The organism is Lentisphaera marina, assembly GCF_028745505.1.
GTDB classification, from domain to species: Bacteria; Verrucomicrobiota; Lentisphaeria; order Lentisphaerales; family Lentisphaeraceae; genus Lentisphaera; species Lentisphaera marina.
Genome location: NZ_JAQZZL010000001.1, coordinates 2,146,005 through 2,168,858 on the forward strand (window position 1 = coordinate 2,146,005; position 22,854 = coordinate 2,168,858).

The 22,854-nt window shown below is 40.9% G+C and carries 17 protein-coding genes; 3 read left to right on the forward strand and 14 right to left on the reverse strand.

Features of this window, described 5'->3' with window-relative positions:
- Nucleotides 1-94: 94 nt before the first annotated feature.
- From PQO01_RS08805 to PQO01_RS08865, 13 genes are all read right to left on the reverse strand, one after another.
- Nucleotides 95-226, reverse strand: a complete 132-nt coding sequence (locus tag PQO01_RS08805) for a hypothetical protein (protein WP_274313650.1) — start codon at nucleotides 224-226, stop codon at nucleotides 95-97.
- A 209-nt stretch (nucleotides 227-435) separates the two neighbouring features.
- Nucleotides 436-891 (reverse strand): HEAT repeat domain-containing protein, encoded by a 456-nt coding sequence (locus PQO01_RS08810; RefSeq protein ID WP_274313651.1) that lies wholly within the window; start codon nucleotides 889-891, stop codon nucleotides 436-438.
- 116 nt (nucleotides 892-1,007) lie between these two features.
- Nucleotides 1,008-1,565, reverse strand: a complete 558-nt coding sequence (locus tag PQO01_RS08815; protein ID WP_274313652.1) for a hypothetical protein — start codon at nucleotides 1,563-1,565, stop codon at nucleotides 1,008-1,010.
- Between the two features lie 428 nt (nucleotides 1,566-1,993).
- Complete coding sequence (locus PQO01_RS08820) at nucleotides 1,994-3,376, reverse strand: sulfatase family protein (protein ID WP_274313653.1); 1,383 nt, start codon at nucleotides 3,374-3,376, stop codon at nucleotides 1,994-1,996.
- Complete coding sequence (locus tag PQO01_RS08825) at nucleotides 3,373-4,878, reverse strand: sulfatase family protein (RefSeq protein WP_274313654.1); 1,506 nt, start codon at nucleotides 4,876-4,878, stop codon at nucleotides 3,373-3,375. The genes PQO01_RS08820 and PQO01_RS08825 overlap by 4 nt, the downstream gene beginning before the upstream one ends.
- Nucleotides 4,879-5,054: 176 nt before the next feature.
- Nucleotides 5,055-6,377 (reverse strand): sulfatase family protein, encoded by a 1,323-nt coding sequence (locus PQO01_RS08830; RefSeq protein ID WP_274313655.1) that lies wholly within the window; start codon nucleotides 6,375-6,377, stop codon nucleotides 5,055-5,057.
- 5 nt (nucleotides 6,378-6,382) lie between these two features.
- The gene (locus PQO01_RS08835) at nucleotides 6,383-7,948 is read right to left on the reverse strand and encodes a sulfatase family protein (protein WP_274313656.1); all 1,566 of its coding nucleotides are present in this window, start codon (nucleotides 7,946-7,948) and stop codon (nucleotides 6,383-6,385) included.
- 172 nt (nucleotides 7,949-8,120) lie between these two features.
- Nucleotides 8,121-9,683 carry a sulfatase gene (locus PQO01_RS08840; protein ID WP_274313657.1) on the reverse strand — a complete coding sequence of 521 codons (1,563 nt, stop codon included), beginning with the start codon at nucleotides 9,681-9,683 and terminating at the stop codon, nucleotides 8,121-8,123.
- 123 nt (nucleotides 9,684-9,806) lie between these two features.
- On the reverse strand, nucleotides 9,807-11,294 hold the full coding sequence (locus tag PQO01_RS08845; RefSeq protein ID WP_274313658.1) for a sulfatase: 1,488 nt from the start codon (nucleotides 11,292-11,294) through the stop codon (nucleotides 9,807-9,809).
- 106 nt (nucleotides 11,295-11,400) lie between these two features.
- Nucleotides 11,401-12,162, reverse strand: coding sequence for an EF-hand domain-containing protein (locus PQO01_RS08850; RefSeq protein WP_274313659.1), 762 nt, complete (start codon nucleotides 12,160-12,162; stop codon nucleotides 11,401-11,403).
- 23 nt (nucleotides 12,163-12,185) lie between these two features.
- A complete protein-coding gene (locus PQO01_RS08855) occupies nucleotides 12,186-14,867 on the reverse strand; it encodes a DUF1592 domain-containing protein (RefSeq protein WP_274313660.1) in 2,682 nt (893 codons plus the stop codon).
- A complete protein-coding gene (locus tag PQO01_RS08860; RefSeq protein ID WP_274313661.1) occupies nucleotides 14,864-16,153 on the reverse strand; it encodes a DUF1552 domain-containing protein in 1,290 nt (429 codons plus the stop codon). Before PQO01_RS08860 ends, PQO01_RS08855 begins: the two co-directional genes overlap by 4 nt.
- Before the next feature lie 111 nt (nucleotides 16,154-16,264).
- A complete protein-coding gene (locus tag PQO01_RS08865; RefSeq protein WP_274313662.1) occupies nucleotides 16,265-16,933 on the reverse strand; it encodes a type II secretion system protein in 669 nt (222 codons plus the stop codon).
- A 422-nt stretch (nucleotides 16,934-17,355) separates the two neighbouring features.
- Here PQO01_RS08865 and PQO01_RS08870 point away from each other — a divergent pair, with 422 nt between their 5' ends.
- Together PQO01_RS08870 and PQO01_RS08875 are read left to right on the forward strand one after the other, a co-directional pair.
- Nucleotides 17,356-17,931: a sigma-70 family RNA polymerase sigma factor gene (locus tag PQO01_RS08870; protein WP_274313663.1), complete on the forward strand. Its 576-nt coding sequence runs from the start codon at nucleotides 17,356-17,358 to the stop codon at nucleotides 17,929-17,931.
- Between the two features lie 53 nt (nucleotides 17,932-17,984).
- A complete protein-coding gene (locus tag PQO01_RS08875) occupies nucleotides 17,985-19,901 on the forward strand; it encodes a protein kinase domain-containing protein (RefSeq protein ID WP_274313664.1) in 1,917 nt (638 codons plus the stop codon).
- Nucleotides 19,902-19,955: 54 nt separating this feature from the next.
- On the opposite strand, the gene PQO01_RS08880 is transcribed toward PQO01_RS08875, so the two are convergent.
- Nucleotides 19,956-21,029 (reverse strand): hypothetical protein, encoded by a 1,074-nt coding sequence (locus PQO01_RS08880; RefSeq protein ID WP_274313665.1) that lies wholly within the window; start codon nucleotides 21,027-21,029, stop codon nucleotides 19,956-19,958.
- A gap of 431 nt (nucleotides 21,030-21,460) precedes the next feature.
- On the opposite strand from PQO01_RS08880, the gene PQO01_RS08885 reads away from it, so the two are divergent.
- The gene (locus PQO01_RS08885; protein WP_274313666.1) at nucleotides 21,461-22,294 is read left to right on the forward strand and encodes a sulfatase-like hydrolase/transferase; all 834 of its coding nucleotides are present in this window, start codon (nucleotides 21,461-21,463) and stop codon (nucleotides 22,292-22,294) included.
- The last annotated feature ends 560 nt before the right edge of the window (nucleotides 22,295-22,854 follow it).

Below are 22,854 nucleotides of genomic sequence, written 5' to 3' on the forward strand. Positions count from 1 at the left end.
TTGAGTTTCAACCGGCTTCATAGTAGACGATCAAACCTGCCGTTTTAAGTTTACGATCCAATGCTTATGATTAGCTGTTCCGAAAAATCTCAAGTTATTCTAATGGACTTGCCTCTTTACCCGAAATAAAAACCTTTCCGTCTTTAATCATGAGATCCGCATTATCTGGAATTTTACCATAGTCCAGACCATCAACAATTACATTATTGCCTTTGATTTTCATCATGGATTCACCTATAAGCAAAATATTATTTTTATATTTCCCCTTCGTACTTATATGAATCCCTCCGTCTAATGAAGACGATTTTATAGCGACAGAGCTAGAGTCTTTCTTGAACCAGTTTTTTTTTGACAACTTTAGTGATTATAAAACTCACACAAAAAATGATGACCAAATTAAGGATAAAGTTAGCATCTATGAAGATGAATTTGGTTTTACTTTTGTTCATTTACTTCTACTTCAGAGGCTTCAATAGTTTTTAGTGCAAATTCAGCCGCCGATTTTGCATGGACATATGACTCATGTTTAGCCGCATTTTGGAGATAATTAATAGCCCTTTTATCATTTAACCAACCAAGAACTCTATAAGCTTCCTTTCTGAAGTTACGATCCTTAGATGATTTAGCGATATTGATTATTTGAGGAACGGCACTTTTTGCGTTAATTAAGCCTAATGTAATTAGAACATCATTTTTATTAGGTTCATTCCTGCTATGGTATGGTGCTGATGATAATAACAATATTAATTCCTGAATATTAGGATCGCTACTTTCTAGAGTAGATGTTTTTTCTAGGGTAGAAACCCTATCTTCTAAATTACTTACTTTTGTTGAATGACAGCCTGTAAATACAGTTAAACTGATGAGGGCATGTAGTAGCTTTGTTTTCATAATATTTCCTGTTTTATTTTTTACCCAACGCTGAGAGTGAGCTGTACCTGTTGTGATGGAAAATGAATCACATTTTCCATGAACTAAGGTAACAGTTCGATCTCTTGTATCGGTACTTACTGCTGTTTATATGTTATTATTGCTGATTTAGATTTAATTTTAGATTTAAATCCTGAAATTGATAATTCATATTTTTTTGGTTTATTCATAAAAATATTTTTATATGTTTTTGGGTCTGTGATATCAATAATAATATTTGGCTTTTGATATGTAACCTGAACATTATTACTACGAATTACTTCTGCACCGTCTTGATCTCTTTTCCATACAGATGCTTGCCCGTCCTCTAAGAGTTTAATAATTGATGAAGTTCTTTCTTCATCTCCTGGATACTTGAACTTCGAGAACCCAAAATCGTAATTATTAATTCTTATTTGACAGTCATATTCGAGGTGGTTATCTTCAGTTGTTTTTTTATTCCATGTAATTAAATCAGTATGTTCGATAGGAATAATAAATTTAGCAGAGTTATTAGTTACAAGTGATGTCATTGTATTGGTATTTGCTAAAGCACGTATGATTTTTTCATCTTGCGTAGAGTGCTTATCACTTGATGTACAAGATGAAAGAAATAATGTTGAACAAAGCATTGATAATATGATTAATTTTATCATGGGATTTTTTCCTTTTTATATTTTTTACACTGAAATATTAAGATTATTTTCAAACCCAAATTCTTAGCTAGCACTAAGGGTGAACTTTAAAACCTTCATCCATAATTGTCATCAATTATTTAATGATGACAGCCTCTAAGTTTTTTAACAATATTTTTTTTTGGAAGCATCATTATCTCTTTGTGTAATCAGAAGATTCATCAACAATATGCGTAATAAAAAATATCTTTATCATCTTGTTAACAATGAGTTTATATAACAAAAAACTCCCCCTTAAAACTCAGAATTTTGCTTTTTATGCACACCTAGCACTTTCGTGCCAGGCTGTATTATATCGTCCCTTTGGGACTCTAATTGAATGGCGAAGACATAGAATAGGAACACTACAATTATAACTTACTGAAATAATCATTTGAATCGAACGCCTTTTAGGGAATAGACTTGGCTTTCTTTGGTTTCTTTTTCTTAGACTTTTTTCTTGGCTGTACTATTGAATAAATCGCATCCTCAGACTCAAGTTTACGTTTAAGACGATCTAGCTTTTCAGGATACTGCTTTGCCAAATTCTTGGTTTCTCCCCTATCCTCTTTAAGGTTATAGAGCTCCCATTCACCCGTGCCACCATCTTCTAGAAATCGCCCGACCTTCAAAGGTGAAATCACTTTCCAATCCCCTTCGCGAATAGCATTACCCAAAAGGATATCTTTTTGAACAGATGCCGATCCCGGATTGTAGATATAGAATTCACGCGCGGTTTCGCTTTTACCGCAGATAAAATCAAGTTGATTAACACCATCAATCAGGCGGTCGTCAGGAATCTTCGCCCCCGTCAATGCCGCAAAAGTTGGCAGTAAATCGATGGTGGCCATGAGACCATCATTAGTTTTTCCAGCAGCAATTTTCCCGGGCCAGCGCATGATACAGGGGACGCGGATGCCACCTTCATAAATGGATGCTTTGCCATCGCGAAAGGGGCCGGCGTCACCCCAAAAAATTGAATTAGCTGGGTGTCCCTTTTTGTTTTCATAATACTTTGGCTGATTCCATGGTCCATTATCGGTCGTATAGATAATGAGTGTGTTATCTTTCACACCAAGCTGATCAAGTGTATCAAGCAAACGCCCCGTTTCGTAATCAAATTCTTCGACAACAGCTCGATAAAGGTTATCACCCGTTTTTTCTTTAAATTTCGGTGAGGCATCGATAATTGTATGCATCATGGTATGAGAGAGGTAGAGCAGAAAAGGCTTTTTAGAATCGCGCTTATTCTTGAGAAAATCAATGGCTTTATCAGTGTAAAGCCGCGTGATCCCCGCCATGTCTTCTGTTTCACCCATGAGCTCGTTATTTTCATGCAGTTTCATTTTTCCACTATCATTGGCCCCAAGACCTCCATAATAATAATCAAAGCCCTGAGCAACGGGCATTCGGTCGATGATAGCTCTGCGATTAGAAACGTCCCACTTACCAACGCAAGCCGTTTGATAACCGGCCTCTTTCAGCATTTCAGCAAAAGTGATTTCAGAAGCGGGCATTGACCAGCCTTTACTGCGAGCGGGATAACGTCCCGTCAAAATAGCTGAACGCGAAGGTCCACAAACGGGCTGAGCATAAAAAGAAGTGAACTTTGTCCCCTCTTTTGCGAGTTTATCGAGTACTGGTGTCTGATTTTCTTTACTTCCAAAACAGCCCAAATCGGCATAGCCCTGATCATCGGTAAAAATGATGAGGATATTGGGTTTTTGAGCAGCACTAAGGGAGCTCAACACGAAAGTCCCCAGTAATAACAGTCGATTTAATAGCGTGTTCATTTTTTCTTCCCTTTCTTTGAAGACTTTAATTTTGGAATAACATAGCTTTCTAACAAAGATTTCATTTCTTTAACCAGCTCTGGATGTTCATTGTACAAATTTTTTGTTTGAGTTAAATCATTTTCGAGATCATAGAGCTGTGCGGGTGGTGCATCCGCTTTGATCTTACCGTTTTCGATGTCACTATTTTTGTAAGCTGCATAGCTGATCGCAGCCGCTCCTCCAAAGGCCTGTCCACCGCGCTTGGCGACGGTAAAACCACCACTTCCTTGACCACTTATATAAATCCACTTTCCTTTTCGAATAGCGAGACGACCACGCTTAAATGGGGACAGTACGATATGATCTCTGACTTGTTGCTGTGGTTCTCCGGTAAAAACAGACAAAATACTCTTACTGTCGATGGCTTGATTACTATCAATTTTCACACCGGTAATTTCGGCAAAAGTTGCAATCATGTCGACATTACAAAGAAGTTGATCTGATGTGCTGTCTGCTTGGATTTTTCCTGGCCATTTAGCGATAAAGGGAACGCGATGTCCCCCTTCCCAAGCACCAAATTTAAAACCCAGTAAATCTCCATTGATACGATGGCCTGCATCCCAAGCCTTTTGTCCGCCGATATTAAACATCCCACCATTGTCACTCGTGAAAATCACTAGAGTATTACCGGCAAGGCCCTGACTTTCAAGAGTCTTCATAACTTCACCTACAATCCAATCAAGTTCGTGAATGAAGTCACCATACAGGCCACAATCACTGCTACCTTGAAAGCGCGGTGCTGGTGTAAAGGGGTGGTGGATGTTCGTTGTAGAAAAGTATAGAAAGAAGGGCTTTTCTTTGCTTTGTTGCTTAATCCAATCCAGTGCTTTATTTGTCAGATGAGTGCCGACTTGATAATCGTTATATAGCTCATGAGCAGCATCCGCTCCACCAAAATGATCCGTCCCAATCTTCTCAAAAATCCTTTGAGTTTTAGCCTTTTTTCCACGAACAAAAGGGTCGTCTGGAAGCAAACCAACAACATGATGATTCTCTACATAAACAAAAGGCGGGTGACTGTTTACAACTGGAACGCCGTAATAATAATCAAAGCCAAGTTCCAAGGGACCCGGTTTTAATTCGCCGTTCCAATTTGGTTTTTTTTGTCCGAATCCAAGATGCCATTTACCAATACAAGCGGTGGCATATCCAGATTTTTTCAATAAGCTTGCCAGCGTTTCTTGTTTTGTATCGATAATCAGTCCACTATTAAGCATTACTGGGCTATATAAGTTTTTTCTATGAGGGTATTCGCCTGTTAGTAGTGCATAACGGGATGGTGTACACACTGCTGAAGCAGAATGAGCGTCGGTAAAACGCTTGCCTTGACTAGCCAATTTATCGATATTTAGCGTTCTTACTTTTGTTGCACCATAAGAACCCAAATCACCATAACCGAGGTCATCGGCAAAAATAAATACAATATTTGGATGTTTGGAACTCGTTTTTTTAGGGCTCATCTCATTCAAAGTTGAAACCGGTACTTTTGCCGGTGTTGAAGGGGACTGTGCCCAGCACACAGACAGCAAGAAATAAACAGGTGTAATGAATATCTTTTTTATGATTAACTCCTAAATAAATTTTATACTTTAACAATTTTCAGTTTTATCATCTCTGTTCCTAAAAGATGTAGAACTTATTTTTTTGCAGATATCCTGTCCATGATTCCCTTCAAGTTATTAAAAATAGCTTTTTCACTTTCAGGTAAGCCCTCATAATCCACTATTTCTGTCGAAAAATGACTGGTGAATTTCTGATAAGTATAGCTTCCTTTAATTCTATCCAAGTATACGCCGTAGTCCAAATTGCGTACCCATGTATGTTTTTCCCTATTAAGAGAATTGTACCATATATGTACATAATCTTTTGTACGTTTTCCTTTACCCGACAAGACAGGCCAAAAGCTCACTCCGTCACCAGGATAATTATTGGGTAATGGTGCCCCCGCTAATTCACACAAAGTTGGCATGAAATCAGAAAATTCCACTAACTCTTTTTCCTGGACAGCAGGAGCTATTTTACCAGGCCAGTTAATGATCAGCGGAACTCTGGTACCGGTATCAGCGACTTTACCTTTGCCCCCTTCAATTACTTTTCCGTTCCACTTGGTTATAATTGGCTTATCAGTACCATTATCACCAGTAAAAATGATCAGGGTATTTTCTCGCAATCCTAACTTGTCGAGTTTGGCTACAATCTTACCCACCATTTTATCGGTATACTGCACCATATCACCAAAGTGTTTCTTAAGTAAATCATATTCTCCAGGACCTTTATATATTGGTGATCCAAGTGACTTTGGATCCCAAGTAGTTGAATCTGGCGTCGCATCAAAAGGACAATGGGGAAGGATCATCGGATAGTAAACAAAAAAAGGTTTTTCTTTGTTAGTTTCTATAAAATCACAAATAAAGTCAGCACATACATCCGGACCATATTCACCATTATTATGATCAACTGCTTTACCGTTGATTTCTAACTGTGGATTGGGGTAACGAGAATCAAACTGCGTTCCTTTGCGCACCCGACCACGAAAATGCTGCCAAAGACAAGATTGATCAAAGCCAAAGCTCTGTGGAGCATCCGTTTTTCTACCCAACTGCCATTTACCGGCAATCGCCGTAGTATACCCGACTTCTTTGAGTTGGTTCGCAAAGGTTCGTTGAGAACGTTCAAGAACACCAAATCTCACATAATTTCGTATGTTATAAAGCCCAGTCATAATTTTAACTCGTGATGGCGTACACAGGGGGTTAGAAAAACATTGTTCAAAGCGCATTCCGCTTGCCCCCAGCTTATCGAGTTCCGGAGTTTTATAATCTTCACTGCCGTTGGCACCCACACATTCATAACCCATATCATCAGCTAAAATCAGAATGATATTGGGTTTTTGTGCAGCACTTAAAGAGCCTAAGACGAAAGTACTCAATAAGACTAGCTTTCTCGTAAATTTATTCATGGCTTCTACTTTTTCTTACCTTTGTTCTTAGTCATAGTTTTGTTGGCAGTCACCCCGTATTGCTTCAATAATTTATTCAGGTGCGAGGCCATGGCATCGGCTCGCTCGGGGAAATCATTAATTAGGTTCTGCTTCTGAAAGGGATCATCCTTTAAGTTATAGAGCTGTTTTGGAAGTTCCCCCTTTTTCGCCGGGACCCAGCCTCCATCCCCCGCTCCAGGAATATAAACCCAATCACCTTGTCGCAATGATGTATGCGAGCGTTTATGGGGCTGAATAATCAACTCACTACGAGCTGAAGTAGCGTCTTTTCCCAACAATAATGGCAGCTGATTAAAACCATCTCTGGCTTCGTGCGGAGCTAATTTCTGTCCTGTGATAGCCGCAAAAGTCGGCAAGAGATCCAGATTGGCAATCAGAGCATCGGAAGTTTTTCCCGCTGGAATTTTGTTAGGCCAGGAAGCAATAAAGGGTACGCGATGACCAGCCTCCCAAGCGCCGAATTTTCTGCCCTTAAGTTTTCCGTTGGGCTTATGTCCCAACTGATCTAAGACATCGCCTTGGTCTTTACCCTTAATAATTGCGCCATTATCGCTGGTGAAAATAAAAATGGTATTCTCTAAAGCCCCAAAACGCTCAACAGCTGAAATAATCTGACCAACCGACCAATCCAGTTCTTCGACAAAATCACCACGAAGTCCGCATTCACTTTTCCCGTGAAAGTATGGATGTGGGGTAATCGGCAGATGAACATTGTGACTCGCATAATAAAGGAAAAAAGGCTTGTTCTGCTGATTCATCCAGGTCAACGCCTTCTGAGTTAACTTCTCTCCAATAAGTTCGTCAACATAGAGGTCATGAGCTGCCTTGCCGCCAATAAGACTCACCATACCACGATGCGGACTCGTATGCTTACCCTCGTAACTCTTACCGTAAGTTTTTCCTCCCCGCTCATATATCAAGGGATCATTTGGATCTAAAGCAAGAATCCGGCGGTTCTCCATGTACACAAAAGGCGGATGTGAATTAACTACAGGCAAACCGAAAAAGTAATCAAAACCGAGTTCAAGAGGCCCCGGCTTCAGCTCCTTATTCCAATCTGGCTTGGGCTTATCACCAAAACCGAGGTGCCACTTGCCGACACAAGCAGTGGCGTAGCCTTTGCGCTTAAGAAGACTCGCAATCGTTGTTTTTTTCGTGTCGATGATAAGACGGTCTGCACAAAATACGGGACTGTAGTTGTTAATACGAAGCGGATATTCACCCGTGAGCAAGGCATAACGTGAGGGCGTGCAGGTTGCCGAAGTCGAATGCCCATCAGTGAACAATGTTCCCGTTTGTGCGAGTCGATCGATATTCGGCGTTTTAATTTTTGTCGCGCCATAAGAGCTCAAATCTCCGTAACCCAAATCGTCAGCATAAATCAACACTATATTTGGGTATTCGGAATGAGTTGTTTTGGGCCGCATTTCGTTTAAAACCGAAAGTGGTGCTTCTGCTGATTTCGACTGAGTCTGAGCTAAGCACAGAGATAAACAGGTAAAAGTCTGTAGAATTAATAGTTTTGTCATAATAATCCCTTTTAAAATTCTATGCACATTAGTGGCTGTTTAAACAAGTGCCGTCGGAACTTTGTTTATTTGATTTTAAACTCATAGTTGATATAATAACTCCTCAATATGGACATTTTGCAGTACTATTTCCTCATCCCCCCGTCAACACAGCTACTCGACCTCCAACCCCTTAAGTCGCCACGGGAGCTTTCTTAGGATCTTTTCTACCGGAAGACTTGGGCTTCTTGCCTTGAGATTTTTTGTTTTTCTTCTTCGATTCTGGACGTTTTCCAATCACACTTGGATCAAACTGCTTGAGATCAAAATCCGGATTGCGAACCGGAGTTACGCCATTTGCCTCAGTCAAATAAGCTTCAATTAAATTATCAAGTCTTTTCAGTAACTCAGGATTAGAGTCCGCGAGGTTATTCTCTTCTGCAATATCATTTGATAAGTCATAAAGCTTATAGTCATGTTCGCCATTTTCTCCTCCGAAAAATACGCGTACCAACTTCCATTTACCTGAATGAACAGACATTGATGGCGGCAGCCATTCGGGGACAGGAACGATACAGGGAAAATAAGTGAATATGGCTTCACGATCAAGCTCACCACCCTCAAGTGCTGGGCGGATATCTATGCCGTCCACATCGTGATTGTCCGGCATTGAAATATTCATACCCTTGAGAATCGTCGTATAAAAGTCAGAGCTTTGAATAATTTCCTCACTTTGGCTCGCAGCTTTTGTCACCCCGGGCCAAACAACCGTACAGGGAACGCGCACCCCACCTTCACACATAGATGCCTTGCCTCCACGAAGGGGAAAGTTAGATGTCGGCACTATATCTTGGTCCAGTTGACTGTACATATTGCCGCCATTATCCGAAGTAAAAATGATTACCGTATTATCCATAAGTCCTCGGCTCTCGAGGCCGTCCAATAATGCCCCGACCGCATCATCCAGCGACTGCACCATGGCCGCATAGAGAGCAGACCTCTGTTTGCTATTGGGGTCGATAAGTTTCTCATATTTATCAATGAGCTCCTGCTTGGCATCGAAAGGGCCATGCACGGAGAACATCCAGTAATTCATAAAGAAGGGCTTATCTCCAGAAAGGCTGTCCACCCATTTCAAGCACTCCTCAACCATGCGATCCTCAATATGTTCTTTCTCATAATTTGGCTGGATGTTTTTTTGACTCCAGGGTGCCACGTAAGATCTACCCGGCCCTGCACCTGTATGATGGGGAACATCCACATCAAAACCATGCTGTAGTGGACTGTAAGGCTTCGGCCCTAGGTGCCACTTGCCAAAATGCCCTGTTTCATATCCCCCCTGCTTCATCATTTTCCCGATTGTGGGGTAATTCGTATCCAAACGAGTGGCAGAGGACACAGAAATGGCTTTCTCGGATGGACGCGCCCTTTTTGCCAACTCTGCCTTCAGTGCAACCGTCTTTGTATGGTGCCGTGGCTGTGTACTGCCGTGACGCGCAGGCGTCTGTCCCGTCAGAAAACTCGCTCGCGTCGGAGAACACAAAGGTGAATTGGAATAGGCACGAGTAAAGGTACATCCCCTCTTAGCCAGGCGCATGATATTTGGTGTTTTATATAACTTCGTCTGGCCGTAAAGTTCCGTATCACTCCAACCGAGATCATCGGCTAAAATAAAGACTACGTTCATAGGCTTATCGGCAGCTGCCACTAATCCCACTGTGAAGAAGCTAAGTAAAAAGCAATACTTCTTAATCATAAGAGTTTTCCTGGTTTTGGTAAATATCATAATAAACCTTTGAGTTGTAAGATTGAATAGAAGAAAAATGTTTATGAAGATGCCGTGGCTCTTATTTGTAACAAAGGTACCGCATTACACGCATTATTTATAGGGATTTGCACCCCATTGATAACGTTTAGAAGGATCAAATTTTGGATTGGGAACAGGCATTTGCGCCTTTGTCTCTTTTTGCCATTTTGCTAAAGCCGCTTTCATTCCCGAAAACTTTGCCGGCAAGCTCACTTTGTGGTCCACCATTTCATTGACATCGTATTTTATATTGTAGAGGTAAAACTCTTTACTCACTAAATTCTCAATAATTTTCCAGTCACCTTTTCGCAATGCCGACATGGGCACATCATGGTGATAAACAGGATAGTGAGTGAAGAGCTCTCGCTCCGGATCAAAACTATTTTTCGTCAGTGCCGGCACCATTGAAACGCCATCGAGCACTTGGTTTTTAGGTGCCTGAGTATTGGTGATCTCTAAAAAACTTGGGTAAAAATCAGAGCTGCTAAAAACGGCTTCAGAACGAGTTCCCGGATTTACTTTTCCTGGCCACCTCACGATGAGCGGCACTCGTATGCCACCTTCGTACAAAGTCCCTTTCCCCGATCTAAGCGGTGCATTAGAAGTCGCCACATACCTTAGTGGATGTCCTTCCGGATAGACATTGGCACTGCGTCCGCCTAACAGAGGAATATCGTCATAACGATTATCAACACCGCCATTATCGGAGTAAAAAATAAAAATAGTATTATCTGTTAAACCTTGATCATCAATGGCCTTCATTAACTGCCCTACGCTATCGTCGGTGTGCTCAATCATCGCAGCATAAACGGCATTTCCAGGGTAATTGGGATCTCTTTTTTTATTTAAATACTTATTAATGAGATCCTTATCCGCATCTAATTGAACGTGCACATCATAGTGAGAGACAAATAGAAAAAAGGGCTGATCTTTATTTTCTTTAATAAAATCAACACCCATATCAGTGAGTATCTGACTTAAACGTTTGGGTTTATCAAGCCTATAAGCCGGTTGAAAAACAGGACGATAAAAGCCGCCTCCATTATACATGTAAGATTTATCATAGCCACGTTCGTCCGGTGTATGACGTGCTTGTTTGCCCTTTGACTTCCTATCATTGAGGTGCCATTTACCAAAATAGCCGGTTTTATAACCCGCCGATTTCATGGCATCGCCAAGAGTAAAAATATCTTTGGGTAAATGCTGTATTTTGTGATGGGGCACAGTAACTTTTTCATAAGGGCGCCAATGACCGGGAATAAAGTCAAAAATCCCCACTCGTGCCGGCGTTTGTCCCGACTGAATACTCGCTCGAGTAGCAGAACAAACCGGTGCCGCATAAGCTTGATCAAAGACCATGCCCTGTGTGGCTAACTTGTCTATATTAGGGCTTTCATTAAATTTATTTCCGTACACAGCCAAATCTCTTCCCCCAAGATCGTCCACCATGATGAGGACAATATTCGGTGGAGTCTTTTGCGGTGCTGCTACTAAACTTAATAGGAGAAATTGGCTGTTCGCTACAATGCCAAATAGCATAATATATATATAAGATTTCATCTAATACTCATCACTTAATTATTGTTCATCCATCAGATCATTTAATACACTTAAATTGTAGCAGGAATTTTAGAAGTGACAGAAATAAGATGTAGAATAGATAAAGCTAGAGCTGACTTGGATAAATCAGCTCATTGACATGAATTTTAGCTTCATTAAAATCCACATCACCGGATTTATCTTTATCCGCCCTTGAAAACAAGGCGTTTAAGTGGGCTTTGACATCCCTAAACACTTCAAACTCCTCTTTGGATAGCATCTGATTATTATCCTTATCGGCGTTTTTAAACATTTCTTCAGGGCTCTTTCTGGACATCCGCCACCATAAGGTATTGACTACCGCCAGCTCAAATTCCTGTTCATTGAGAGCTCCTGACTTATCTAGATCAAGTTTTTTATAGAAGTTGGTCGCCCCATGCTTGGGAGCATGAGCTTTGATTTTTTCCGTTAATTCTACATAGCAAATGCGACCATTTTTGTTGATGTCAGCCAGTTGAAATAATTCACTCATAGTCATCTTCAGCATCTCCGGAGTGGGATCCAGAAACTGTTTTTCAATGGGCGGAGTTAAGTACATAGTTTGAACTATATCCCCCTGCATTGAAGCTCTTATGGTACAAGCTGCATTAATCTCTTCATGCTGTCCATCAAAGCCTACATAAATAATTTTGCTATTTTCATCAAGCCGTATTTTTTTACTCCCCTTTTTGCTTTTGCTAGTCTCAACCAACAAATAATCATCATGGACTTCCAAAATATCGGCAATGACTTCCGGGCTTTTCTTTACTTTCTCCGCAGCATGCAGAGTCATTCCACTCAGGCAGAGTGCCATTGATAGGCTTAGTGCGCTTTTATATAAAAAAGTCATATCTTATTCCTAATAAATTGAAGTTATTTTTGATGGAAGGCTTCACTGCTCACCAGTGCCTGGATAAAAGAGCTTACATTATAGTCATTTGATTTAGCTGAAGCAAGAATCTCGTTTACCAGATCTTCATCGGTAAAGCCAAATGGACGTCCCAAAGCATATTCAATCAAATGTTCTGTAAAGCCTTGAGCAAAGTCTGTTTCGCGTTTGCCAATAAGTTCACGCATGGCAAAGTAGTCCTTAAAGGCGGGCCCATTGTGAAAGGCCCCGGCCGGATCAATTTTATGCCCTTTCTTACTTTGGACTTTGCGTTTACCTCCACTCACAACGGCAAATTCCATGTCACGCCATTTCCCCACTGGATCAAAATTTTCTAGGCCAAAACCGATGGGGTCAATCTTTCTATGACAGCTAGCACATTGAGGTTCAGCCTGGTGCGCTAAAAGTTTTTGACGCGTCGTCAGGTTTTGTCCTTTAACAGCTGAGAGCTGGGGTACATTTGCCGGAGCCGGTGGTGGTGGTTCATTAAGTAAATGACGCAAAACCCAGGCACCACGCTCAACTGGACTGCTTTCAGCCCCATCGCTGCCCATGGCATGAATCGCCGCCATACCGAGAAGTCCGCCTCTGGGAGAGCTTTTCGGTAAATTGACTTTACGGTATTCATCGCCGGTCACACCTTCAATACCATAATATGTTGCCAGTAGTGCATTTATAATGACGTAATCACTGTTTAAAAGTTTACCAATTTGCCCTGCTTTGTTGTTGCGCATAAGGTAGGCAAAACTTTTGTAGACTTCCTGGCGTGAGGCCTCGCGGGTGGCATCATCAAATTCACGGTAGAGGGTGGTGTCGAATTGAAAAAAATCGAGACGTTCCATATCTAACCATTGATGAAGAAAACCGGAGACAAATTTATCGGCACGTGAATCCGCAATCATGCGCTTTACTTGTTGATTGAGGACTTCCGGCTTAGTGAGTTGTTTTTTTGCCGCTAGGCTCATGAGCTGCGCATCAGGTGGGGAACTCCAAAGAAAATAAGCCAGGCGTACGGCGAGTTCGCGATCATTAAGTTGGCGACGTCCCTCTCCTGTACTCGATTCGTTAAAATAGAGAAAACCCGGTGAGGCCAAAATAATACTCAAGGGCTTACGGATAGCGACATCAAAGCTTTCTCCTGCAGAGCGGCGTAGCTTAAAAATATTAAGCAAACCATCCACATAGTCCTTTTTAGCTGATACACCGCGAAAAGCTTTCGCACTAAACTTCTGGAGGATTTTACGAGCACGATCGCTTTCTTTTAAGGAACGGCTATTTTGAACCCACCAATCCATTTGCAATGCTGGGGTCTTTTTAGGAGGATGTGGCCCTTCCAACTCTAGCCAATCTATCCAGATTGCCGGAGGAATGCCGTAGCCGTTTTTCTTGGCATATTCACCAATAGTTCCCCAACTCGCCTTCACACTGTCATTATGTTGTTTCTCCTGTACGCTAAATTCTTTAGTTGTATTAGAATCTATTTCAATGGGAACTTCAATGATCTGAGGCTTATCTATAGTTCCTGTAACCTGTCGAGTGGCAATAGGTTTTCCAGGAAATAAACCAAATTGCCAGCCTGTTTGAATCTGCGGATGACCGATGTCGATAAAGTGTCTGTGGGCAGGTTGACCATCCACAGCAGCAACGCGAACACGTAAAGTATAGCTGCCCGGGACTAAGTCTTCTGACCCAATATCAACACGACCATAACCTTTACCAACCATCAGATAAGAGCCACTATCGCGTTTAGGTAAAGAGGCAAAATGTTTGTAGAGGGCAAAGTCCCTCTGAGTATGAATAAAACGAAATGTTGTTGCCGGGTGCCAGGCTTCTTTGAAACCAAAATCTTTGTGATTGGGAGCACCTTTCAATTTATGGGCACTATGATACAGGTCGTATTCCTTAGGCAGGTTTTTATTTTTAGGCTTTTGCTTATAAATCTTTTCTACGATTTCTTTATTTTCGGGAGCCTTGGCAAGCTCATCAACAATCTTTTGCCATTTCCTGAATTGAGCATAGGTTTTTTCTTTGCCATTGATGAATTTATCTATTTGAGGGTTAAATACCTTTTCGGGTTCAACGCGGTACGTTTTTGATTTGACTGATGCAAGCTTGTGGCGAAGAAACATTTCATCAATGGCTGCACGTCCCAATTTAAGGTAGGTTTCGAATTGATCACTGGAAATAAACTGTGAGGACCCCACAGTGTCAAATCTGCCCGCGCTTTCGTCCGTGGGTAACGTATCCACATCAACTGTAGCTCCAGTCAATTCTTTGATAGTATTTTGATACTCACGGCGATTGAGACGCTTCATGGTGATTTTACCGCCGGAATCGGATAGAGCCTTGCGTGCCGTCACCATGGTCTTGGAAAGGTCGTCTAAAAAGTCGGCTTTTTCATGGTTCTTAGGCTGTTTTTTATCTTCAGGGGGCATCTCTCCGGCATTTAAACTATGTAATACTTTTTGCCAGGCTTCCGCTCCTTGGAGGGTTTGAATATTAAAATCCAAATCCTCAAGATTTACATTGCCCTCTTCTTTTTCTTCACCATGACAATTGAGACAATAATTGGCCAGGAAGTCAAAATTCTTTTCAGGGAAAACTGCCTTTTCAGCCTGTGAATTAAAGGCTCCTAACAAGGATAAAGATATAAGAAATTTCTTCATGCCTGGAGCTCCTTAATAATGCCGGTACTATCGCCATGACTATCCGCTTTAATCCCCATTCCCTGCAGTAAACTGAGCCAAACATTGCACAAAGGCGTGTGTTCAGGTAAGACAAGATTATGGCCCAGCTTAAGATTTGACCCTCTGCCAGTAATTAAGGTTGGCACATTTTCGATGTAATGAATACTTCTTATACCACCGCCAAAAACGACTGTGGTATTATCAAATAAACTGGACCCGTCGGCCTCTTTAGTTCTTTTGAGCTGATCGATTAAACCGGCCAATAATTGAGTATTAGCCTTATCTCTCTTTTGTGAGGCCTCCATGCGTGGCCCTGGTGCATAATGACTAACTGTATGAGGCGAGAAACCTGCATCCACACTTTGCAAGAGAGTTCCCACTGGTAGTCGATAAGTGATGGCACGGGTACTATCAGTCTGTAGCGCGGCAGTCATAAGCTTGTAAATCATCTCGATTTCATCTTTCCCTTTTAAGCCGAGCTTAGGCTCTACCATGGGTGCTTTTGCCTTAGGTACTGTGAGCCAATCTTCATCTTTTTTCAGGCGGGTCTCGATATCGCGAATCCCCTGAAAATACTCATCCAACTTTTCATTATCGTCCTTGGATAGTCCACCTTGAACGCGTTTAGCATCTTTAAAAACGGTATCTAGTACACTGCGATTCTCAGCAATGGCCGCCTGACGCTGCTCCAATGGCATATCCTCCGCTGAAAAAAGCTTGTGAAAAACTTGGACTGGATCCTTAATCCCGCCAATTGGTTTCCCCTTTTGATCCCAGGACAAAGACAAGCCTGGGCCGTGACCTCCATTAAAATCGTCATCACCTACCAGGGGCAAAGATGAAAAACGGGTCTGATGTCCAACTTGCCCTGCAATGACTTGATCGAGTGAAATACTATTGGACATATTCTGACCTGGAATAGCATAGCGATTGGCTCCCGTCAGCCAATTAGTACTGCCGTTATGGGCACCAAAATGGTGCTCATGACGGCACCCCTGTACAATAGTGAAATCTGATTTGTGTTTTGCCAAAGGTTTTAAACCAAGCGGAAGTGTATAATTAGAGTCTTTTTGAGCCAGGTCCGGAAACCAGGTTTCCTGAGTTACTCCAAAGCCCATACTAATAAAAATAGCTCGCTTGGGGGCTTTGATCGATTTCCTTTTCGTCCCTGCTTTGGCTTTGTAATTCATTGAAGCAAGACTTGGAAGTGCAATAAGTGCACCTGAGCCTCGCAGAAAACTTCGGCGATTGATTTTAGCGTTCATAATTCGAATCCTTGAGCTGTTTAAATAAGGTGGGCATGATTCTTTCTAGAGGGTTTAATGGTGAGGCGTAAGGGCCAAAGTGACTGAGTGCTACTTTCATGAATGTCTCCCTTAAAATGGCAGTTGGACTTGATCCTTAGTCCACCCACCATGAAAACCCAATTGACCTAAAGAGCCTATACTATGTCCTTGCACATGGCCATCAATAAACCAGATATTTGGTTTATTATCATGGCGAAGATGAATGCTACCTTGGGTGGCCTGAAAACGGTCCCACCAAAAAGTCACAGCCTGATAGAACTCACCATTATGCATGGCCGCTGAATCAGCATAGTGAAAAAACTCTCTTGCGGATTCTACTTCAGCTGGAATAATAAAGCGAAGGTCTGCTGATTCCATATTAACACCGTCACGTTTATTACCATATTTATCTCTTACTACACCATAAGCCCTTGCTTTATAACTAGCTGCCCACTCCACATCACTGAGTGGCATTGAAGGACAGGTCATGGCATCCTTGGCAATAGGTAAATAACCATCTGTATACATGACATTTGCCCACCAGCCGTCATGACCGCCTCCGGGTCGACTGACAATTAAGTTTCCGTTATTATCATCCGCATATAAATAAGCCCCAAGACCGATTTGCTTGAGATTATTTTTACAGACTGAGGCACGACTCTTATCACGTGCGCTACTCAATGAAGGCAAAAGTAAGGAAGACAAAATACCGATAATGGCCACTACAACTAAAATTTCTATCAAAGTAAATTTTTTCATTAATCTAAATCTCCATTTGTTTATATAAATAAATAATTGTGAGATTTCAGATAATGACAGATTGAGTAATGTTTTTTCAAAAAAACATGTGTAACCTGCAAGCCATCATGGCTATACAGCTCAAACGCGAAACAACGATTTTTCATTCTCTTCTCAGGCAGCAACTACAAACTTGACAAAAATTTGCGAACTCCACGAGTTATAAACAGCTAATAAGGATTTTATATCGAGGCTCTTTAGATGCAACAGATGAACACATCCTTCAAGTGATAGAAGGTTTATAAAGAGACCTCAAGTGAGTAAGTTATTTTAATTTAAAATCTAATCCCTGTCAGATTATGAAACTTCACGACAATAACTGAGTAAATTTAGTATGAGCATAAGTACAGCATTCAAGTATTTAGCAATTGCACTGGAGTTTCATGAAACATTACACAAGACAAACGCTACTTCAAAAAATTAAGGATACGCACAGCGAAGACTCGTGGAATGAATTTGTAACAATCTACCGTCCTTATATATATCACGTCATTAGAAGTTTTGGCGTAAAGTATGATGAAATTGAAGACCATGTGCAAAACACTTTGGTCATTTGCTGGAAAAAACTTCCGGAATTTAACTATGAACCACAGAAAGGATGTTTCCGTTATTGGTTGTGTAGAGTGGCTAAATCCATGGTGTACAATCATGGACAAAAATTTTCTCGCAGAGCTGAATTAGATAAAAAAATTGAAATCCCAACTACACTTTCACCTGAAATTGAAGAAATATCTGATAGGGAATGGATCGATTTTATTACTAAAATGGATTGGGATAATATAAAAACTGATCTATCTAAAAATGCTCGCTTAAGTTTTGAAGCTCTCATGGAAGGTGAGTCATTAGATAGTATATCTGAAAGGTTATCTATACCCAGAAATACGATCTCTGTTAATAAAAAAAGAATTACTCCAAAAATGGTTAAAAAGATTCAACAACTTAAGCGTGAATTAGGCTGAAATTACAAGTAATCAAGAGTTATTCTCCATTAATAATAGGTGCGCTAATCAAGATGGATGACGAGATAAACAACTGGAAAAGCCTTTACAAATTGGCTGAGGAAGATGGTCGTGAAAATAGCCTTCTTTATTCACTGTGGAACGTCGAAAATCGTTACGAGAGCTCGGAAATAACGGGTTCGGGAGCGATGAAAAACATCATTCGCACGGAAGATACAGTCTCTGGACGCGTCATTGCTAAAGCCGTGCTTAAGAACCCTCAAGATGAACAAGCTGTCGAAAGTTTTCTGAGAGAAGCGCGTATCACAGCTATGTTACAGCACCCAAATATTGTTCCACTCTACGACATAGGTCTCGATGATCAGGGACACCCTTATTTTACCATGAAACTGATTAAAGGACTTAGTTTAAGAGTCATCCTTGATAAGCTCATCAATAAGGATCCGCAAACTCTCAAAGATTATCCACTTCCCAAGCGAATAGATATTTTTCTCAAAGTTTGTGAAGCTCTAGCTTACGCACATTCACGTGGTATAGCTCACTTAGACCTTAAGCCCGATAACATAACGGTGAGCACCTTTGGTGACGTTGTCGTTTGTGACTGGGGCTTAGCAGCCATTATTGGTCATAATGATGATATGGACGTATCCCTACTTGAAAGCCTGGACTACTACAGCAAGCGCTATTATACCCTTAGTGGAGAAATCAAAGGAACCCCGGGCTACATGTCTCCAGAACAGGCTAAAGGAGGCGATACGGTGAAAGATGAACGTAGTGATATTTTCGCCCTCGGATCTATTCTTTATGAATTACTGAGTCTTGGAAACGCTATCGACGGTGAGGGCGCCAAGGAAATAATTAGCGAAACTCTTACGGGCCATTTTGTAAAGCCAAGTAAAAAAAGGCCTGATCTCATAATACCGGAAAGTTTGGAAGCCATTTGTATGAAGGCCTTGCACTTATCTCCGCAAGAGCGTTACCAATCGGTTGAAAAAATCATTTCTGATATAGATGCTTACCGAAACGGTTTTTTGACTGAGGCCGAGGAAGCCTCCTTTGCTAAGCAGCTGACTCTTCTTTATAAACGTAACAAAAGTATTTGCCTGCTGGCTATGATGCTTGTTTCTGTGATAGTTATTGGTTCACTAGTCTTTATTGAGAGTTTGAGAAAGGAAAAACAGCTTACGACTAAGGCTTTAGAGAAGTCTGAAACTTTACTCGATATGAATAAAAAAATATCAAGAGAAGCCAGCTTAAGTTATAGGTTTAAAGCTAGGACAGACTATTACCGCTTTCTACCTTCTCAGGCTGTTGAAGCTTATGAGGCAGCTCATATACTCCATGGAGGTGATTTTAGATCCTACTTATATTTGGCGAAGTCTCTTTGTGTCCAGCAAAGATTCTCTGAAGCCAAAGAAAAATTGTCTCGAGGCCATGAATTATTAGTCAAGAAACCCGAAGAATTTTCTTTATTGACTATGCAATTATATTCAGATTTAGCAGCGCTCAATTCACACAAGGTTTTAAGTGTTCAGGAACTTTACCCCATAGTAAAAAAATATTTAGGTACTGATAGCTATATGATCTTTAAATCCCAGTTATTTACCTGGGCCATCCTCAATACAGAAAGAACTGCAGGTAATGAAATTGAAGAAATTAAAGCAGATCTGAACTGGCTACTCAGCCAGGAAAATAAAACTCCAATCAATGGTAAATTAAGCGGGAGGTATATGGGTTTGAAGTTCGATTTATCCGGTCATCCGCAATTACATGATATTCGCAGTATTTCTCAATTTACTTTTACAGAATTAAATATCCGTGGCTGTGACGTGAAGGAAATGGCTTTAGTTAAAGCTTTCCCAAGGTACCCAAATATGGATTCTTTTCAAAGAGTGGCAAATTTGCTTCTGGATGAGGGACAGGCAGTACACAAATATGCCTTTACTAAAACGAAATTGCTTCGTAAATAAATTTTCACAAGTCTTTAGCTAGCTGGCTTAATTTGAACTATTGAGGCCTATGCATCACTTTATTTTCCTAAGCTCTTTAGTGGCGTTGTTACGTATATAGGGATCAGGGTCACTTTGAGCGGCATCATTCAATGCAGCTTGAATTAATTTTGAGTCTGGTCCACGTGCTACCAACCATATTACCCCCTCTTCGTCCCACTTCCCCCCCGATACTTTAAGGCCTGGCATAATGGTCTTTTGAATACCACTTAATAGTTTATCCCACTTGAAGTTTTTTAGCGTTTCCTTTGGTATAAAAATACGACACGCGCCACCAAGCATCGCAATGGCATAAGAATTTTGTTCACGAACTAAAAATGGCCCCTGAAAATATACTGTATCAACTTTTTTATTTCTTTCTAAATTCAAATCCCTCAGGCAGCTTGAACACAGTTCAGCTTTTGGTATGTGACCAGCAACCCATTTTGTTTGATTTAGTAAAGTAGGTGAAGGCTCCATTAAACAGCCGTGATTATTACAGTGTGCTCCGTCTCCATGTGTCGTGTTTTTACATAGACCTAAAATATGCCCAAGCTCATGTTGTAGTATATAGTTTTCAAAACCGCCACCCACATAACCAAGATCAATAGATATATGAGAACCTTCAATAATCGCATAGGGCTCATGCTTCCTTTCATCCCAATGCCCCTTATCACTGTCGTAGCACAAGATATGTATATAGGCGACTCCTTGATTCATTTGCCCAGGACCATTTATACAAAGAAGTGGAGCACAACGTTTCGGAAAGCCTTCAAATTTAGATATTGGTATTGGCTTACCCTGAATTATTTTTATTCCACCTGGCTTATGGCAATGTGCGTTAAGGAACCTGTACAATGTGTCTGTAAATCCAGTTGGTAAAGACGCTCCTTCAACTATGTCTAGTTCTACGTAAATCTGCTTATAAGACTTAGCATTTAAGTAAAGATGTTCAGGATGCATATAGGTCGGTAATTTACCAGATTTTGAAGCGCACCCAGTAACAAACAACTGCACTGTGATCAGGGTGAAAGCTGCCACTGTAGTTATCTTCAATCGTAGTTTCTTTATTTCATCACCTCTCATAATTAGAGTAAATTTATTTATCATTTCAAACAGCTATGAATGTTACTTCTATTTGAAGGGCGCACTGTTTACTACCACCCAAAGTAAATTTTTTCATAAGATGCACGCCTTAAATCATTATAATGATATTTCATGATTATGATGAGATTACGTCAAATGACAGGCAATAAGAATTTTTCATGTTTTAATTATTTATAATCAGCACCTTAGAGTCATAAAACTCTAAAATCAGGTATTTTAGTATTTCTGAGTAAAAACGTAAAGCTTTTTCCTAGTTTTGTCATCTGAGCAAAATTTATGACGATTAAAGGTCAATTCATATTTAATAAGAGCTGAATCATGGAGCTAAAGCTCGATAAAACATATATCAATCGCCTGCAGCCAGCTAATGGAATGAGTATGTTATGAGTCCCGCATCCCATGAGAACGCCAGCCATAATTCAGAAGGAATAACCATGAAATTTTTCTCAATTTTAATGCTCCTGATGTTTCCATTAGCAGCCCAGGAAAGGCCAAATATTATTTGGATGTTTTCTGATGATCATGCCACTCAGGCTATTGGTGCTTATGGTGGCCTTCTCGAGTCCTATAATTTAACTCCGAATATCGATCGACTTGCTAAAGAAGGCATGATATTTAAAAGAGCTTACGTCGGCAACTCAATTTGTGCTCCCAGTCGTGCCACTTTGCTCACCGGCAAGCACAGTCATCTCCATGGCAAGGTTGATAACGTTAAAGGCTTTGATCACAATCAGCAGCAGTTTCAGAAGCTCTTGCAAAAAGGAGGATATCAAACTGCAATGATCGGTAAAATCCACCTTCCTGGTAAAATGCAGGGCTTTGATTACTGGGAAGTGTTACCTGGTCAGGGGAAATATTGGGATCCTGAGTTTGTTACTGAAACAGGGAAAACAATCTACCCAGGAGAGCACTCGAGCGATGTAATTACCCGTCGTGCACTAAACTGGATGAATAATGAGCGCGATAAGAGCAAACCTTTTATGTTGATGGTTCATTTCAAGGCACCTCATCGCAGCTGGCAGCCAACGACCCGTTGGAAAAAGAAGTTCAGTACCATGACTTTTCCAGAACCCGACACCCTCTTTGATGACTACCAGGGGCGTGGCACATCTGCTAAATATCAAGATATGAATATTGAACATTCAATGAATATGGCCGGTGATTTAAAAAGTAATAAATCACCGCGTAAGGAATTTTTGAAGAACAAGCCCTTAACAGGCAAAGCCCTTGTTAAATGGAAATACCCAACGGATCGAACTGATGACTAAGCTACGCATAGACATCAATCCGATCCGTACTTAATTCACAGCTCACCTCAGCGTTCTTTGAAAAGCTTATACCACCCCGAAAAGCCTTAACCCACTCGTTTATGCATGAAAAAATATAATCTCTACTTTTGCTTACTTTGCTTATTTCAACTTAGCATTGCATTCGGCGACACAAGAAAGGACAGACAACAACGGCATAAACCTTGAATAGATTATTCGCTTTGCAAGAAAGGCTTTCTGTCGGTGTGCTGCATCTAAATGTTGTTTGTCTGTCGGTAAAATAATTTGCGGATCTCGCACAATAAATCGTGGTAAGCAATCGACAGCTCATATAAAGGGCTGTAAGCCCGATAGATTGTAGCGTGCACCGAAAGATTAGCCTCTTAAATATTTTGCTTACGCCATTGGTCTGAGTAGCAAAGATTTAAGAGGCTACAATTTATTGATTCTAGAGGGCTGTAAGCCCGACAGATTCAATACCCTGTGTCGGTACTTTGCACCTTGTGCTCTTAGTTATATTTTACGTGCGGCTGTACCGCACGCTACTTTCTGTCGGTGCG

What these genes read in the sequence shown, in the direction of transcription:
- PQO01_RS08865 (WP_274313662.1), bottom strand. Translation starts at nt 16,933, where the DNA reads ATGAAAAAATTTACTTTGATAGAAATTTTAGTTGTAGTGGCCATTATC.
- PQO01_RS08875 (WP_274313664.1), top strand. Translation starts at nt 17,985, where the DNA reads ATGGATGACGAGATAAACAACTGGAAAAGCCTTTACAAATTGGCTGAG.
- PQO01_RS08825 (WP_274313654.1), bottom strand. Translation starts at nt 4,878, where the DNA reads ATGAGCCCTAAAAAAACGAGTTCCAAACATCCAAATATTGTATTTATT.
- PQO01_RS08860 (WP_274313661.1), bottom strand. Translation starts at nt 16,153, where the DNA reads ATGAACGCTAAAATCAATCGCCGAAGTTTTCTGCGAGGCTCAGGTGCA.
- PQO01_RS08840 (WP_274313657.1), bottom strand. Translation starts at nt 9,683, where the DNA reads ATGATTAAGAAGTATTGCTTTTTACTTAGCTTCTTCACAGTGGGATTA.
- PQO01_RS08820 (WP_274313653.1), bottom strand. Translation starts at nt 3,376, where the DNA reads ATGAACACGCTATTAAATCGACTGTTATTACTGGGGACTTTCGTGTTG.
- PQO01_RS08815 (WP_274313652.1), bottom strand. Translation starts at nt 1,565, where the DNA reads ATGATAAAATTAATCATATTATCAATGCTTTGTTCAACATTATTTCTT.
- PQO01_RS08805 (WP_274313650.1), bottom strand. Translation starts at nt 226, where the DNA reads ATGATGAAAATCAAAGGCAATAATGTAATTGTTGATGGTCTGGACTAT.
- PQO01_RS08810 (WP_274313651.1), bottom strand. Translation starts at nt 891, where the DNA reads ATGAAAACAAAGCTACTACATGCCCTCATCAGTTTAACTGTATTTACA.
- PQO01_RS08845 (WP_274313658.1), bottom strand. Translation starts at nt 11,294, where the DNA reads ATGAAATCTTATATATATATTATGCTATTTGGCATTGTAGCGAACAGC.
- PQO01_RS08855 (WP_274313660.1), bottom strand. Translation starts at nt 14,867, where the DNA reads ATGAAGAAATTTCTTATATCTTTATCCTTGTTAGGAGCCTTTAATTCA.
- PQO01_RS08870 (WP_274313663.1), top strand. Translation starts at nt 17,356, where the DNA reads ATGAAACATTACACAAGACAAACGCTACTTCAAAAAATTAAGGATACG.
- PQO01_RS08880 (WP_274313665.1), bottom strand. Translation starts at nt 21,029, where the DNA reads ATGATAAATAAATTTACTCTAATTATGAGAGGTGATGAAATAAAGAAA.
- PQO01_RS08850 (WP_274313659.1), bottom strand. Translation starts at nt 12,162, where the DNA reads ATGACTTTTTTATATAAAAGCGCACTAAGCCTATCAATGGCACTCTGC.
- PQO01_RS08835 (WP_274313656.1), bottom strand. Translation starts at nt 7,948, where the DNA reads ATGACAAAACTATTAATTCTACAGACTTTTACCTGTTTATCTCTGTGC.
- PQO01_RS08830 (WP_274313655.1), bottom strand. Translation starts at nt 6,377, where the DNA reads ATGAATAAATTTACGAGAAAGCTAGTCTTATTGAGTACTTTCGTCTTA.
- PQO01_RS08885 (WP_274313666.1), top strand. Translation starts at nt 21,461, where the DNA reads ATGAAATTTTTCTCAATTTTAATGCTCCTGATGTTTCCATTAGCAGCC.